The 16,155-nt window shown below is 53.4% G+C and carries 11 protein-coding genes and 4 pseudogenes; 8 read left to right on the top strand and 7 right to left on the bottom strand.

Translation table 11 applies throughout. The features are described from left to right. Positions 1 to 16: 16 nt before the first annotated feature. A complete protein-coding gene (locus ACWWJF_RS11770; protein WP_455869537.1) occupies positions 17 to 322 on the top strand; it encodes a sensor histidine kinase in 306 nt (101 codons plus the stop codon). 87 nt (positions 323 to 409) lie between these two features. On the opposite strand, the gene edd is transcribed toward ACWWJF_RS11770, so the two are convergent. Next, positions 410 to 2,224, bottom strand: coding sequence for a phosphogluconate dehydratase (gene edd / locus ACWWJF_RS11765; RefSeq protein WP_455869536.1), 1,815 nt, complete (start codon positions 2,222 to 2,224; stop codon positions 410 to 412). A gap of 258 nt (positions 2,225 to 2,482) precedes the next feature. Here edd and ACWWJF_RS11760 point away from each other — a divergent pair. The 3 genes and pseudogenes from ACWWJF_RS11760 to ACWWJF_RS11750 all read left to right on the top strand — a co-directional run bounded on the left by ACWWJF_RS11760 (position 2,483) and on the right by ACWWJF_RS11750 (position 4,842). Continuing rightward, positions 2,483 to 3,171 (top strand): annotated as a pseudogene (locus tag ACWWJF_RS11760) (IS1 family transposase). A 37-nt stretch (positions 3,172 to 3,208) separates the two neighbouring features. Then, positions 3,209 to 3,637 (top strand): hypothetical protein, encoded by a 429-nt coding sequence (locus ACWWJF_RS11755; RefSeq protein ID WP_455869535.1) that lies wholly within the window; start codon positions 3,209 to 3,211, stop codon positions 3,635 to 3,637. A gap of 194 nt (positions 3,638 to 3,831) precedes the next feature. Continuing rightward, positions 3,832 to 4,842 (top strand): AI-2E family transporter, encoded by a 1,011-nt coding sequence (locus ACWWJF_RS11750; protein ID WP_455869534.1) that lies wholly within the window; start codon positions 3,832 to 3,834, stop codon positions 4,840 to 4,842. Between the two features lie 45 nt (positions 4,843 to 4,887). Here the strand turns inward: ACWWJF_RS11750 and ACWWJF_RS11745 are convergent. The 3 genes and pseudogenes from ACWWJF_RS11745 to ACWWJF_RS11735 all read right to left on the bottom strand — a co-directional run. Next, positions 4,888 to 5,932: pseudogene (locus ACWWJF_RS11745) on the bottom strand (MFS transporter); the annotation flags it as partial. Positions 5,933 to 6,104: 172 nt separating this feature from the next. Beyond that, a pseudogene (locus ACWWJF_RS11740) lies at positions 6,105 to 7,166 on the bottom strand (IS4 family transposase); the annotation flags it as partial. 141 nt (positions 7,167 to 7,307) lie between these two features. Then, positions 7,308 to 8,639 (bottom strand): IS4 family transposase, encoded by a 1,332-nt coding sequence (locus tag ACWWJF_RS11735; protein ID WP_455869237.1) that lies wholly within the window; start codon positions 8,637 to 8,639, stop codon positions 7,308 to 7,310. 527 nt (positions 8,640 to 9,166) lie between these two features. Between ACWWJF_RS11735 and ACWWJF_RS11730 the strand changes: the two genes are divergently transcribed. The 4 genes and pseudogenes from ACWWJF_RS11730 to ACWWJF_RS11715 form a co-directional block, all read left to right on the top strand. Then, positions 9,167 to 10,207: an IS481 family transposase gene (locus tag ACWWJF_RS11730; RefSeq protein WP_455869533.1), complete on the top strand. Its 1,041-nt coding sequence runs from the start codon at positions 9,167 to 9,169 to the stop codon at positions 10,205 to 10,207. A gap of 133 nt (positions 10,208 to 10,340) precedes the next feature. Then, positions 10,341 to 11,509 (top strand): IS3 family transposase gene (locus tag ACWWJF_RS11725; RefSeq protein ID WP_455868696.1). Its coding sequence is split into 2 segments (ribosomal slippage): positions 10,341 to 10,596 and positions 10,596 to 11,509, totalling 1,170 coding nucleotides; the frame shifts between segments, so codons are not numbered across the junction. A 152-nt stretch (positions 11,510 to 11,661) separates the two neighbouring features. Beyond that, entirely contained in the window at positions 11,662 to 11,874 is a 213-nt protein-coding gene (locus tag ACWWJF_RS11720; protein ID WP_455869333.1) for a PLP-dependent transferase, read from the top strand. A gap of 129 nt (positions 11,875 to 12,003) precedes the next feature. Continuing rightward, a pseudogene (locus ACWWJF_RS11715) lies at positions 12,004 to 13,125 on the top strand (O-acetylhomoserine aminocarboxypropyltransferase/cysteine synthase family protein); the annotation flags it as partial. An 89-nt stretch (positions 13,126 to 13,214) separates the two neighbouring features. On the opposite strand, the gene ACWWJF_RS11710 reads toward ACWWJF_RS11715, so the two are convergent. The 3 genes from ACWWJF_RS11710 to ACWWJF_RS11700 form a co-directional block, all read right to left on the bottom strand. Continuing rightward, positions 13,215 to 14,252: a L,D-transpeptidase family protein gene (locus ACWWJF_RS11710; RefSeq protein ID WP_455869532.1), complete on the bottom strand. Its 1,038-nt coding sequence runs from the start codon at positions 14,250 to 14,252 to the stop codon at positions 13,215 to 13,217. A gap of 165 nt (positions 14,253 to 14,417) precedes the next feature. Further along, positions 14,418 to 15,218: an amino acid ABC transporter ATP-binding protein gene (locus ACWWJF_RS11705; RefSeq protein ID WP_455869531.1), complete on the bottom strand. Its 801-nt coding sequence runs from the start codon at positions 15,216 to 15,218 to the stop codon at positions 14,418 to 14,420. Beyond that, the gene (locus ACWWJF_RS11700) at positions 15,215 to 16,120 is read right to left on the bottom strand and encodes an amino acid ABC transporter permease (RefSeq protein ID WP_455869530.1); all 906 of its coding nucleotides are present in this window, start codon (positions 16,118 to 16,120) and stop codon (positions 15,215 to 15,217) included. Before ACWWJF_RS11700 ends, ACWWJF_RS11705 begins: the two co-directional genes overlap by 4 nt. Positions 16,121 to 16,155 lie beyond the last annotated feature (35 nt).

Here is a 16,155-nt window from a genome sequence, read left to right as displayed (position 1 = left end):
TGCACACCAGTGCCAATTGCTGATTGATGCACCTGCTGGGACGCAACTTTTTGGCGATCGGGCGTTGCTGTTTCAGGCGCTGGCGAATCTGATCGAAAACGCGCTGAAGTATGCTGCTCAAGGTAAAGCGATTACCCTGAGCGTCACCCTTTATCGCGGCTGGACGGCACTGCGTGTTTCCGATCGCGGCCCTGGTATTCCCGAAAACCTGCACGCCACGGCATTAGAACGCTTTCAACGCCTTAAAAGGGCTCAGCAGCAGCCTGGTTTCGGGCTTGGCCTGTCGCTGGTGAAAGCCATCGCCGAACTGCACGGTGGTTAACTCTGCATGGCATCAGCCAATCCCGGTTTACACGTTTATCTGTGCTTAAAACGTACCTGACATCTCACTGCGTTGATGCCACTGAGTCTAGCGGTAAGGGATTGCGCTGGCACCCTGTTCCGCCCCGGTAATGTTCTCGCGCAGTGCGGTAAACAGTTCGCGTCCCATCCCTACATGGGAAGCGGATAAGTCTGGCTGTTCTGGATGTCGTTGCGCCAGTATCGCTTCATCCACCAACAGACTGATCTCACCCGTGATGCCATCAACGCGGATCATGTCGCCATCCTGAACTTTTGCCAGCAGGCCACCGACGTACGCTTCCGGCGTGACGTGAATGGCGGCAGGCACCTTGCCGGATGCGCCTGACAGACGACCATCGGTGACCAGCGCAACGTTGATGCCTCGGTCCATCAGCACTCCGAACGGTGGCATCAGTTTGTGCAGTTCTGGCATACCTATCGCTCTTGGTCCCTGATAACGCACCACCACCACGCAATCGTGGTCCAGACGGCCGGCTTTAAAGGTGGCATCGACATCATTCTGATCGTTGAATACCACGGCTGGCGCAACAATCGTTTGGCGTTCTTGCGGCACGGCGGAGGTCTTCATTACTGCGCGTCCCAGATTACCGGAAAGCACTTTGGTGCCACCGTGTTTGGCAAACGGTGTTTCCAGCGGGGCGATCACCTCGTCATCCAGCGACACCAGTGGACCATCGCGGTAGACCAGTTTGCCGTCTTCCAGGAACGGCTCCTGGATGTAGCGATGCAAACCAAAGCCCGCCACGGTATGGACATCGTCGTGCAGCAAGCCACCGCGCAGCAATTCTCGCACCAGCAGCGACACGCCGCCCGCCGCCTGAAAATAGTTGATGTCGCCAGGTCCGTTGGGGTAGATGCGACACAGCAAAGGGACCACCTCGGACAGTTCAGAAAAATCATCCCAGGTGACGGTAAAACCGGCGGCTTTCGCCATCGCCACCAGATGCATGGTGTGGTTGGTCGAACCGCCGGTTGCCAGCAGAGCGACGATACCGTTGACGATCACTTTTTCGTCCACCAGTTGCCCGACGGGCAGATAATCGCCCGCATTTTCCGTCATTCGGGTGACTTGACGCGCAGCGGCTTCTGTCAGCGCATCGCGCAGCGGAATATCCGGGTAGACAAACGAGGAGCCGGGCAGATGTAGCCCCATGATCTCCATCACCATTTGGTTCGAGTTGGCGGTACCGTAAAAAGTACAGGCGCCCGCACCGTGGTAAGCACTGGCCTCAGATTCCAGCAGGGCATCGCGGCCTACTTTGCCTTCAGCATACAGTTGGCGGATGCGCACTTTCTCTTTGTTGGAAATGCCGGTGCGCATCGGGCCTGCGGGCACGAAAACGGTAGGCAGGTGACCAAAAGAGAGGGCGGCAATAAACAGCCCCGGGACAATTTTGTCGCATACGCCCAAAAAAAGTGCGCCATCAAACATGTTGTGTGACAGGCCGATCGCCGCCAACATTGCAATCAGATCGCGGCTAAGCAGGGAGAGTTCCATGCCGTCTTGCCCCTGTGTGACGCCGTCGCACATGGCAGGGACACCGCCAGCGACCTGACCGACAGCACCCACGGCGTTCAGTGCCTTTTTGATCAGATCCGGGTAGCGTTCATAGGGCTGGTGGGCAGAGAGCATGTCATTGTAAGAGGTAATGATGCCGATGTTGCTTTTGATCATGTTCTTCAAATCGGCTTTGTCTTCAGGTGAACAGGCCGCGAAGCCGTGTGCCAAGTTGCCGCAGGCCAGTTCGGATCGGTGTACGGTTTTGCTTTTGGCGGCTGCAATCCGAGCCAGATAACGGCTACGTTCGGCGTGGGAACGAGACAGGATGTTGTCGGTAACGCGTGCAACAGTAGGATTCATGCTATGCCCCATGTGTTTAACATTGATGCTTTGCTTAATTAAAATCAAATGCCAATGACGTCGATCGAAATAATTGGGCTACTGCGGTTAGCGGGTGTTTTAATTATTTTTAAGATGATAAAAACTCTCGTGCAAATAAACGCACGATACGAGATCGTCAATAAATTAAGTGCCCGTTAATACGGTGAGTTACCGTAAAGGGTAATGCCTTCAAATGGTTGGCTTTTGTGATATTCTGCCGCTATTTGAGGTTTCCACGTGGTTACTGTTTTTGTTCATTGCCCTCGCTGCCATTCAGATAAAGTTTATCGACATGGCCTTAGTCCAACTAAGCGCGAACGCTTCCGGTGTCAGTGCTGTCGCCGTGTATTCCAGCTTACCTACCGCTATGAAGCGCGAAAGCCGGGAGTCAAAGAGCAGATCGTTGATATGGCCTTCAACGGTGCCGGTGTTCGCGATACCGCCAGAACGTTGAAAATCGGCATCAATACGGTCATCCGGGCTTTAAAAAGCTCTCGCCCCGCAGGATAACGTCTTCTCCCGTTGCTCACGCCGACGTCGCCCTTATCTGTGAACTTGATGAGCAATGGAGCTTCGTTGGCAGTCAGGCGCTACAGCACTGGTAGGCTTACAATACCAAAACGGGCGGTGTTCTGGCCTACACTTTTGGCCCCCGAACCGATGAGACCTGCCGTGAATTGCTGGCTCTGTTGACACCGTTCAACATCGGCATGATTACCAGTGACAACTGGGGCAGCTATGCAAGAGAGGTTCCGAAGCAGAAACATCTGACTGGCAAGATCTTCACGCAACGCATAGAGCGCAATAACCTGACGCTCCGTACCCGCATTAAACGACTGGCGCGTAAAACGATTTGCTTCTCGCGCTCCGTCGAGATCCACGAAAAAGTCATCGGAGCCTTCATCGAAAAACACATGTTCTACTAATTGGAGTCATTACCCGTTTTCCACCCCACAGGGGGTATTGACGTTGAATTCCCCTTGTCGGTTTGATGTGCGCTGCGATACAGGTGAAAGTACGCTTGCTGTGTTTCAGGGGGAGGTGTTGCTCCGCCCAATGAAGCAATCGCAGACGACTGTGCGCGTTAGCGCTGGGCAACAAGTTACCTTTACGGATGCGGTGAGTCAGCCTCCGCAACCGGTGGAAGGCTTCCGCCAAAGCTGGCTGGATGGCGTGGTGCTGGCGGACAATATGCGGCTGGATACCTTGATGCGTGAATATGCGCGCTACCGCAACTGCTACTTTTCCCTCGATGACAAGGCGGCGGCGCTGCGTATTTCCGGCGTCTTTCCCTTACAGGATGATGAGCGTTTTTTCAGCGCCCTGACTCGCACCCTCCCAATTGTTGCAGAACGACGTTTTTCCTGGTGGATAACCCTGCACGCCCGCTAATCCCTTCTGGTTTTTCATGCTAAAAACGCTAAGAATAGGACGGAGAAAAAGCAGATTCATTACCGGGCTTGTTTCGTGCGACTTTTATCATGTGTCTTTTCTTATGCGCAGAGAATAGTGCGATAAACCGAATGCTATTCTTGGTGTCATAAGTACGTTTGCAGGTCCGATCATTACGCATACAGGATGTCGTCATGCAGTTATTGAATTTAAAGCAGGCCAGATGGCTGAGCCTGGGTTTTATGTTTGGGGGATTGCTGCTGCTGTTGTCACTACGGCTGTTAACGTGTTTTGTGGCCGGTTTTTTGGTGTATGAAATCGTCAATCTGCTGACGCCCCATTTCCAAAAAATCATCAGTGGGAAACGCGCACGCTGGGTAGTTGTGGCGATCATCAGTACGCTGGTGGTGAGTGTGCTCAGCCTGTTGTTTGGCAGCCTGACCGGGATCGTGATGCAGGAAATGCGCGACACCTGGGCTTTCAATGCGCGTATCGGCTTGATTCTCAATGACGTCCAACGGCACATCATGGTCTATTTGCCGGGTTACTTGCCGGTGAGTGTTGAAGAGCTGCAACACGAATTTATGCGCTGGGTGCAGGAACATATCGTGATGCTGCAAACCATGGGTAAAGATTTTCTGCACGGTTTTGTCACCATGTTGATTGGTATGGTGTTGGGGGCGATCGTGTCGCTGTACCACGTGCAAGAGGACACGGATAAACCTCTGCTGAAATCGGAACTGATGCGGCGTGTTTCGCTGCTGTCGATGTCCTTTCGCAATATCGTGTTCGCCCAGGTGAAAATCTCCTCGGTTAACACCATCCTCTCTGCGGTCTTTATTCTCGGGATACTGCCCTGTTTTGGCGTGCACCTGCCATTTGCCAAAACGCTGGTGGTGCTGACTTTCATCTTTGGCCTGATACCGGTAATTGGTAACCTGATATCCAACTCCATCGTGTTTATTTCTGGTTTGTCGATCTCCCTGCCGGTGGCACTGGCAGCGCTGGTTTATCTGATGCTGATTCACAAACTGGAATACTTCCTCAATGCGCAGATTGTCGGCACCCGAATCAAGGCGCACGCGTGGGAGATCTTGCTGGCGATGTTGGTGTTTGAAGCGGCGTTTGGTATTCCGGGCGTGATTGCTGCACCGATTTACTATGCCTATCTGAAAAGTGAATTGAAGGAAGCGGCGCTGATTTAAGGTGGGGAAATACGTCAGCCCGCGAGTGCGGGCTGACAGAAGGTATTAGCGTTCAGAAGTGGCAACTTGCGGTGCAATGGCTTCCGGTTGCACGCCCAGTGGGTTATTGCCCCAGCACTGTTCGTACTTCCAGCCGGTCAACTCTTGCGACCGCTCTGGCGTGTACCGGCACATCGGCGATAGCGCCACCGGCCTTGATACGCGCAATCTATTCCAGCAGGATAGCGTGATTTTCACGATCTAGCTTCATCTGCGTGGTGTAGTAGATGGCGACCAGTGCCAGCCCGATAACCCCCAGAGAGAATACGCCGACAATCGCCAACACGGAGCTTTCAGGCTGTGCGGCATGACCAGAAACAAAACCGAACTGCGTCAGCGTCCATCCCATGGCGAACACAATAACTGAGCGCACCATTTTGCCTGCGAAAGTCATGGCACCGGCGTAAATCCCTTCGCGACGACGGCCCGTCAGCACTTCATCCACATCGGCCAGGAAGGTGTAGACCGTCCACGGAATGTAGTAGATACCGCCGGTACTCAGACCAAAAATAGCGGTAATCCCAAACAGCACGGCGATGGTGGCACCGTCTGACCAGTTGGAGAAGTACAGCGCGGCATAAGCGATAACGCTCACGATAACTACCATCAGTGCCAAACGGAACGGACGCGCAAAGCCCATTTTCACGCAGATGCCGATGAATGCGGCGGTTGAGATAAGCTGCATAATGGAGCTAAAGCTGTTCAACTGCGAGACCAACGCGGTGTTTTGCTTTAACCCGAAGACGATGAAGTAGGTAAAAACGGAAGCAAATAACCATTCAGCGCCAAAACCGAACAAGTACATCCCCAGGTGCTTGCGGAAAATACGCAAACGGAAGGTGGAAAGCATGTCCACGCTCAGTTTTTTCAGCGTTTGCCATAGGTTAACGGTTTTTTCATGCACCAGTTCATTCAACTGGCGTTCCCAAGAGGTGGTGTACAGGGCAATCATTGCCGCGCACATGATGAACCCGTAGGTCAGACCGGTGTAAAAGAACGGCGTGGCGGAATCTTTACCGTAGATAGCGATAAATTGGCCGGGGATAAAGGCCATATCGTTATACACATCTTTCTAACGCACTGTTTAATCAATGAGTTACGGGTTTATCTCAGAGTGGCATTTTGAACCTCAAAAAGCCAATGGGATGGCTTGAATGCCTTAATTCACGGGGTTCTGAGCATCCTGTTCAAAAAATGGCCAAAAGATGTGTATAACGATATGGCATTAAATAGGCGATGCGCCATGCCACGATCATGAACAGCGCCAATGCCCGCTCAATGCGATCCACGGTCGATAACTGTAACGCTTCGACACAGCAGCCGTTCTTCAGCACATTGAAGAACATCTCGATTTCCCATCTAGCCCGATACCAGTCGATCAGCTCCACGATATCTTCTCGTCCTTCAGGTACGCGATTGCTCAGCAACCGCCACTCGACCGGCTTCACGCCTGCTGGCGGCTCAATTTCCTTGGCTATCACACAAGTCACTGCCAACCCGCAACGCAGCGACACTCGCTTCACGCGCAGCGCCTGTTTCACCGTACGCGCCTTCTGCCCCGCGCGAGCCGCCATAACGAATTGGATTTCTCCCACCGGCACGGTCTTTCCAACCTTCTGCCAAAGCTTCTCATTACAGTCCAGACTGCGATTATGAGTCGAGCGGATCAACCAGTCAGCCGGAGTGCCAAGGTCATCAGCGAGCTGCATCAACGCCTTGATATCCGCTTCGCGATCGGCTAAGTACACCAGACGTGTGTTTGGCAACTCCGAGGCGAGTTCAGCAACTCGCTCGTATCCCTCGAGCCAGCGCGTACTCTCCTTGATCCCATCGCGTTTTCCGTCTGCATCCTTCGGCTCTCTTGCCCACATCCACGCATCCAGTACGCCCAACCCCACGCGATCCGGACTGACCGCGTAGGTCGGATGCAGGTACAGACCACGCCTGGCTTCGTAGTTCAAAGGACCCAAGCCTTGGATTTGCTGCCCGTTGAAGTCAAGCTCGGTAGTGTCTTGGATACACAGCACAACCTCGTGTTCTCGGATCCTTTCCTGCGTACGCTGCCAGTGAGGTTGCAGAATGTCTCTCCATTCGAATGCTTGGTTCTCCATGAAGCGGTAAGCACCCAGCGTCTCAGACCATCCGAGGCACGCATGCGGAATGCTGGCTTGCGGATTCTCAGCCAGCCGTATCAAAAGCCCTTTGGCACGCTTATTGAGCCTCGTGTCACCAAGATTTACCCCTTCCAGTTCTTGGTGTGCCCAGCCATCTGAATCCCGTGTCATTTTTCAGCGCCGTAAATGGCGATAGTACACGTCGGTTTCACTTCATTTACAACCCCACCGGCTGCCTATTTCAGCCCGCTAACCCTTGGCATATAAGGCGTTGCGGACTTGTGTATAACGAGGTGACTATAACCCACCTCGTTATACACATCTCTGTTCGTGCCTGAGCGCGCGTAGCGTTTCGGCGGCCGTCATGACTTTCTGCAAGCCTTTCCAGATAGTTTTTGCGCCTGGTTCACCGTCGCCTTTTCGAGCAAGAAAGCCTCCCAGTTGCGCAACTAAGCGCAATACTTCGTTTAGCTTAGGGCGGCCCTTGGGCATACGCTTGTTCATCAGTAGGTAAGCTCCATGAGTCTCGTCGGAATCAAAGAACAACATTGCGTCCAGCTCTGGACAGGTTCGTCCCATACGCATTAAATAGGCGATGCGCCATGCCACGATCATGAACAGCGCCAATGCCCGCTCAATGCGATCCACGGTCGATAACTGTAACGCTTCGACACAGCAGCCGTTCTTCAGCACATTGAAGAACATCTCGATTTCCCATCTAGCCCGATACCAGTCGATCAGCTCCACGATATCTTCTCGTCCTTCAGGTACGCGATTGCTCAGCAACCGCCACTCGACCGGCTTCACGCCTGCTGGCGGCTCAATTTCCTTGGCTATCACACAGGTCACTGCCAACCCGCAACGCAGCGACACTCGCTTCACGCGCAGCGCCTGTTTCACCGTACGCGCCTTCTGCCCCGCGCGAGCCGCCATAACGAATTGGATTTCTCCCACCGGCACGGTCTTTCCAACCTTCTGCCAAAGCTTCTCATTACAGTCCAGACTGCGATTATGAGTCGAGCGGATCAACCAGTCAGCCGGAGTGCCAAGGTCATCAGCGAGCTGCATCAACGCCTTGATATCCGCTTCGCGATCGGCTAAGTACACCAGACGTGTGTTTGGCAACTCCGAGGCGAGTTCAGCAACTCGCTCGTATCCCTCGAGCCAGCGCGTACTCTCCTTGATCCCATCGCGTTTTCCGTCTGCATCCTTCGGCTCTCTTGCCCACATCCACGCATCCAGTACGCCCAACCCCACGCGATCCGGACTGACCGCATAGGTCGGATGCAGGTACAGACCACGCCTGGCTTCGTAGTTCAAGGGACCCAAGCCTTGGATTTGCTGCCCGTTGAAGTCAAGCTCGGTAGTGTCTTGGATACACAGCACAACCTCGTGTTCTCGGATCCTTTCCTGCGTACGCTGCCAGTGAGGTTGCAGAATGTCTCTCCATTCGAATGCTTGGTTCTCCATGAAGCGGTAAGCACCCAGCGTCTCAGACCATCCGAGGCACGCATGCGGAATGCTGGCTTGCGGATTCTCAGTCAGCCGTATCAAAAGCCCTTTGGCACGCTTATTGAGCCTCGTGTCACCAAGATTTACCCCTTCCAGTTCTTGGTGTGCCCAGCCATCTGAATCCCGTGTCATTTTTCAGCGCCGTAAATGGCGATAGTACACGTCGGTTTCACTTCATTTACAACCCCACCGGCTGCCTATTTCAGCCCGCTAACCCTTGGCATATAAGGCGTTGCGGACTTGTGTATAACGAGGTGACTATAACCCATATCGTTATACACATCTTTTGGCCATTTTTTGAACAGGATGCTCAGAACCCCGTGAATTAAGGCATTCAAGCCATCCCATTGGCTTTTTGAGGTTCAAAATGCCACTCTGAGATAAACCCGTAACTCATTGATTAAACAGTGCGTTAGAAAGATGTGTATAACGATATGGGTTATAGTGGCGATACTTTGCTTTTTATCAGTCATTTATTTTTTTGCAGGTGATCATGAGCCAAAGGTAGCTGTGATTTTGCACTGGCGCAACGGGGGGATTGTAGTGGTCAACTAATATGTATTAGTCGCGACTTGATCTGACACTGGACCTTGAAAGGTTGAGAGTTACCGGTTTTGATATGGGTGTCGAATCCTTATACAAAACACGAGGTAACTCTCATGCTTCATACTAACAATCCCATCATCAAACACAAAGTCGGCCTGCTCAATCTCGCCGAAGAACTCGGTAACGTATCAAAAGCCTGTAAAATCATGGGGGTGTCACGCGACACGTTTTATCGCTATCAGGAACTGGCGGCAGAAGGCGGCATTGACGCTCTGGTTAACCAAAACCGCCGGGTTCCCAACCTGAAAAACCGTGCTGATGAAGCCACTGAACGTGCGGTTGTTGATTACGCCATTGAGTTCCCGGCTCATGGCCAGCACCGGACCAGTAATCAGCTGCGTAAAAAAGGCGTCTTCATTTCTGGCAGCGGTGTGCGCTCCATTTGGCAACGACACGATCTGGAAAACTTTCGTAAGCGCCTGAAGGCACTTGAGGAAAAAGTTGCCAGAGAAGGCATCGTACTTACTGATGCTCAAATCGCTGCACTGGAGAAGAAGGCGCACGACGACGAAGCCTGTGGTGAAATAGAGACTGCTCACCCGGGTTATCTGGGGTCGCAGGACACCTTCTACGTGGGTAATCTGAAAGGTGTTGGCCGTATCTACCAGCAGACGTTCGTGGATACGTACTCGAAAGTGGCGCACTGCAAGCTTTACACGAGTAAAGCACCGATCTCTGCCGCCGACCTGCTCAATGATCGCGTGCTGCCGTTCTACGAAGCTCAGGGGCTGCCAATGCTAAGAATACTGACGGACAGGGGGACGGAGTACTGCGGTAAAGTGGAACAACATGACTATCAGCTGTACTTGGCTATCAACGATATAGACCATACGAAAACGAAAGCGATGTCTCCGCAGACAAACGGTATCTGCGAGCGCTTCCATAAAACTATTTTGCAGGATTTTTATCAGGTTGCGTTCCGTAAGAAGTTATACGAAGACCTAGAAAGTCTACAAAAGGATCTGGACAACTGGTTGTGGCATTACAATAATGAGCGAACTCATCAGGGTAAAATGTGCTGCGGGCGTACGCCAATGGCCACGTTACTTGATGGTAAACGAGTCTGGGCAGAAAAAAATCTGAACCAGATTTAATCTGACAGACACCTGTATAAATAACCGGTAACTGTCAGATCAGGTCTGAGCTAATACAACTGTAGTGGCACACTGATACTGGCCACCTGAGCGGAGGTGATATGCTCACCTCATCAACACGACAGGTGACCTCATGGGTAAACATTTTACGGCGGAATTTAAGCTCGAAGCCGCAAAGCTGGTTGTCGACCACGGCTACACATACGTTAAGGCCGCAGAGGCGGTTAATGTCAGCCATTCTGCCATTAGTCGCTGGGTCAATAAGCTTCGCCTTGAACGACAGGGAAAAACGCCAACGGGACTTCCTCTTACCCCTGAACAGCTCGAGCTGCGTGAGATGAAGAAAAAAGTCCAATGCCTTGAAATGGAGAACGAAATCCTAAAAAAGGCTACGGCGCTCTTAATGTCGGACTCACTCAACGGTTCACGGTAGTCGACAGGCTGAGGGCGCGATACCCGGTCACGGCGTTGTGCCAAACTTTTGAGGTACATCGCAGCAGCTACAGGCACTGGCAGGCTTCCGCTAATGAACCCGACGGTGAGCGCGTGGTTAAGTGTAGCCGCGTCATGGAAGCCTGGAACGCCAGCGGCGGCTCTGCCGGCGCTCGAAGTATCGCGACCATCGTCACCGGCAGCTCCGGTGTCAAAATGGGGCGCTGGCTGGCTGGCAAGCTGATGAAGGAGCTGGGTATCGCCAGCTGCCAGCGACCGGCTCACAAATACAAACGCGGCGGCAATGAACTCGTTGAAATACCGAACTATCTCAACCGCCAGTTCGCGGTTACCGCGCCGGATCAGGTCTGGTGCGGCGATGTGACCTACATCTGGACGGGCAAATGCTGGGCTTACCTTGCGGTGGTGCTAGATCTGTTCGCCCGCAAACCGGTGGGCTGGGCCATGTCGACGTCGCCGGACTCGGCGCTGACAGTTAAAGCGTTGCAGATGGCCTGGGAACTCCGGGGACAACCAACAGGAGTCATGTTCCACAGCGACCAGGGCAGCCACTATACCAGCCGTCAATACCGGCAAGCCCTGTGGCGCTGCCGGATAAAGCAGAGTATGAGTCGGCGGGGTAACTGCTGGGATAATGCGCCAATGGAGCGGTTCTTCCGCAGCCTGAAGACAGAATGGGTGCCGACAAAGGGTTACAACAGCTTCAGCGAAGCCCAGGACGCGATTATCCGCTACATCACGGGGTATTACAGCGCTATCCGGCCTCACTGGTATAACGGCGGCTTAACTCCAAACGAATCTGAGCGACTGTTCTACATACAGTCTAATGCGGTGGCCAATATTAGTTGACCACTACACCACTACAGATCCAGGAGTAGAAAACTTATGCTCGTTTCTCCTAACTTATCGCGTTTTCTTCTAGCTGTGGCTCAGTCGTGGCGATTTTTGTCTGCTATTTTAGGAAGATGCCTACCATCCACACGCATAGAAAGGTCTGCGCGATGAAACTGGAATCCCTCGTGTTACACCACGGCTACACCTCAGAAGCAACCACCAAATCTGCTGCCGTGCCGATTTACCAGACAACCTCTTACACGTTTGATGATACGCAGCATGGCGCTGACCTGTTCGATCTCAAAGTGGCGGGCAATATCTACAGTCGCATCATGACATATCGTTATACACATCTTTCTAACGCACTGTTTAATCAATGAGTTACGGGTTTATCTCAGAGTGGCATTTTGAACCTCAAAAAGCCAATGGGATGGCTTGAATGCCTTAATTCACGGGGTTCTGAGCATCCTGTTCAAAAAATGGCCAAAAGATGTGTATAACGATATGGCATCATGAATCCTACCAACGCGGTGCTGGAAGCGTGTTTGGCAGCGATTGAAGGTGGGATCGGCGCATTGGCGCTCGCCTCGGGTATGGCGGCGATTACCTATGCGCTGCAGGCGCTGACGCAGGTGGGGGACAATATTGTCAGCACCAGCCAACTGTACGGTGGCACTTATAACCTGTTTGCACATACGTTGCCGCGTCAGGGGATTGAAGTACGTATGTTTTCTGCCGAGGATTTCGCCGCGCTGGACGCGTTGATTGATGAGCGCACCAAGGCGGTATTCTGTGAATCCATCGGCAATCCGGCGGGCAACGTGGTCGATATCGCACAGATTGCTGCCATCGCCCATCGCCACGGCGTGCCGGTGATTGTCGATAACACGGTGGCAACGCCGGTGTTGTGTCGCCCGTTCGAACACGGGGCTAATATCGTGGTGCATTCCCTGACCAAATATATCGGCGGGCACGGTTCCACTATTGGTGGCGCCATTATCGATAGCGGCAAATTTGACTGGGTTGCCAACAAGGCGCGCTTCCCTCTGCTCAGCGAACCGGATCCCTCTTACCACGGCGTGGTGTACACCGAGGCATTCGGCCCGGCGGCGTATATTGGTCGCTGCCGTGTTGTCCCGCTGCGCAATACCGGTGCGGCGCTATCGCCTCACAGCGCCTTTTTGTTATTACAGGGGTTGGAAACGCTTAGTCTGCGCATTGAGCGCCATTGCAGCAATGCCGAAGCGTTGGCGAGCTATCTCTCGTCTCATCCTCTGGTTACCTGGGTGAACTACGCAGCCTTACCGGACAGCCCGTATAAACCGACGTGCGACAAAATTTCTGGGGGCAAAGCCTCGGGAATTATCAGTTTTGGCATCAAGGGCGGCAAAGCGGCTGGCGGACGTTTTATCGATGCGTTGCAGATGATCCTGCGGTTGGTGAACATTGGTGATGCCAAATCACTGGCATGCCATCCGGCCACAACCACGCACCGTCAACTCAACGCACAAGAGTTAGCACGCGCGGGGGTGAGTGAAGATCTGGTGCGTATCTCCGTCGGGATTGAGCACATTGACGATATTATTGCGGATGTGTCGCAGGCGCTTGAGGCTTCACAGCGCGGAGCATAACAGGGCGTTGCAGAAAGGGTGGTGTGAGCAGGAATGCTCGATAAATTCCCCGGCATATGCCGGGGAATACAGGCATGCAACTGCGGCAATCAGGAGCGGTTGGCATCCGTTTGCGGTGCAGTTGCTTCAACCGGCTGCTGAACTTCATCCGGTACGGCAACCGGCGCGTCTTGCGGTGCCAGCGTTTCTAAAGATTGTGCAGGTTCCTGCGCACCGTTGATTTTGGTCGGCATGCCGGAACGCGTTCTGATGGCGCTATCCGCATCGCTGGTGTTCACGCTCGCGTCAGCAATCACTTTGCTGACTTTGGCGGTGATGCTGATCGGGGCCGGCGAGTCGGAGTGGAACTCTTCTACGGTACGAGACAGCGGATCGTGCACTTCAACGTAGCGGGAACCGTCTGGCTCAACGGTGGCTTTTACCGGTTCATTGATAAACTGAACGCGGGTGCCGACTGGCACGTTGTTGAACAGGAATTTGATGTCGTCAGCGCGCAGACGCACGCAACCGTGGCTCACTCGCAGGCCGATACCGAAGTTGGCGTTGGTGCCGTGAATCGCATACAAGTTGCCGATGTAGAGCGCATACAGCCCCATCGGATTATCCGGACCTGCCGGATAGACTTTTGGCAGATACTCGCCGCGTGCTGCATATTCAGCGTGCATTTTGGCGGTTGGCGTCCAGGTTGGACCCGCTTTTTTACTCTGTACGCTGGTGGTCCAGTTGACCGGCGTATCTTTACCCAGTTCACCGATGCCGATAGGCAATACGATGACGGTTTTGCTGCCTTTCGGATAGTAGTACAGGCGCATTTCGGCGCTATTGATAACGATGCCTTCGCGCGGCGCATCTGGCAGGATCAACTGCTGCGGAATAATCATTTTGCTGCCCGGTTGCGGCAGGTAGACATCCGCATTCGGGTTCGCTTCCATCAGGTTGCTCAGGCCCATTTGGTATTGGGCAGCAAAGGCTTCCAACGGCAGCGTGCTGTCGGTTGGAACGGTAATTTCCAGGTTTTCCCCGATCAGACGGCTGTTGGCCGGCGGCAGCGGATAAACAACGGCAAATGCTGATTGACTGAAAGCAGCAGCGGCCAGAAGGGTGGTTAAGATCGCGCGAATACTCATCTTCATATCTTTATTGAGTGTGTGATGCCCGAAGGGCTGTGGTGTCAGTTGTTGTTAGCGGTTGAACCGCCCGGATGCGCATTATATGGTCAGAACAGCCCCGGAGGGAAATAGCATGTGCAATGAATCACATTCTTTCTGCCTGAGGGCCGAGGACGACAGGCGTTAGATAAAGCGGCTCAGGAAGGCCTGGGTGCGCGGATGTTGCGGTGTAACCAGCACATCATCCGGGCGACCTTGCTCAACCACTACGCCTTCATCAAGAAAGATCACCCGATCGGCGGCTTCGCGGGCAAAACTGATCTCATGGGTGACGACGATCATGGTCAAGCCTTGCTCTGCCAGCGATCGCATCGTTGCCAGCACTTCTCCGACCAGCTCGGGATCGAGTGCCGAGGTGGGTTCGTCAAACAGCATCACGGTCGGGCGAATAGCCAGCGCACGCGCAATGGCGACACGCTGCTGCTGCCCGCCGGACAGATGGCGCGGATAGGCATCCGCTTTGTGTTCCAGCCCAACGCGTTTTAGCAGGGCCATAGCATAGGTCTGTGCTTCCTGGCGATCCTGCTTATGCACACCGACCGGCGCTTCAATGATGTTCTGCAACACGGTCATATGGGGATAGAGGTTGAACTGTTGGAACACCATACCGATGTGACTACGTTGGCGCGCAATGTCGCGTGCTGACAGGGGATAGAGTTTCTCACCGCGCAACTGATAGCCGATTTGTTCATCGCCCATCATGATATAGCCTTCATCCATCGTTTCCAGATGGTTGATGCAGCGTAGGAAGGTGGATTTTCCTGAACCCGATGGCCCCAAAATCACTACAGTTTCGCCGCTGTTCACATCCAGATCGATTCCGCGCAGCACATGATTGTCGCCAAAATATTTGTGGACGTTGCGCGCACGTACCAGCGGCGTTTGCTCACCGGATGTTGTCGCGGCGCAATGCGGCTTGCTCATTGAGGTTCCTCTTTGCCAGACACATTGGCTTTTGCCGGGGGCAATCGGCGGATTTCCGATGCCGGGAGGCGCTCACCTCGGGAGTAATAGCGTTCGATGGCCGATTGCCCAATATTCAGCAGCGAGGTAATAAACAGATACCACATCACCGCCACCATCAACATCGGGATCACGGCAAAGGTACTGTTATAAATGGCTTGTACCGAATAAAGCAGATCGCCCATTGCGATGACGCTGACCAGCGATGTCGCTTTGATCATACTAATTAACTGGTTACCGGTAGGGGGAACGATAGCGCGCATCGCCTGCGGAATGATGATGCGGCGTAACGCACGGCTGCGGCTCATGCCGAATGCCTGCGCGGTTTCTACCTGACCGTGATCGACAGAAAGCAGGCCGCCACGAATGATTTCCGCCATATAGGCAGCTTCATTCAGTGCCAGACCGGCAATAGCGGCCGTAAGCGGCGTGATTAGATCGTTGGTCTTCCAACTCACCCATTCTGGGCCAAAAGGAATGCCCAGTGAGACGCGGGGAAAGAGTGTGGCAAGGTTGTACCAAAAAATCAGTTGCACCAGCAGCGGCGTGCCGCGAAAAAACCAGATATAAAACCCGGAAAGTCCGCTCAGTAGCCGATTGTTGGACATGCGCCCGATAGCCAGTAATAACCCCAATATAGTGCCGATGATCATGGCCACCACGGTCAGATCCAGCGTCATCGCCAACCCGTTGAGCACGGTTTTTTCATTAAACCACTGATAAACCACATGCCATTCAAAGTGCTTATTAGTCCCAATGCACCAAAGCACATAAAAGGCGACAATCAGTGTGAAGCCCCAGGAAAGCCGCTGGCTAAAGCGGCTGGGTGGCAGGGCTCTGGCAACATCTCTCAATTTGTCCACGGCAAAAAATGCCTCTCAACGTTATTGACGATGTA

This window comes from Symbiopectobacterium sp. Eva_TO (assembly GCF_053848865.1).
Note: the sequence above shows the minus strand (reverse complement) of the source record. Positions and strands in the feature narration are given on the sequence as shown.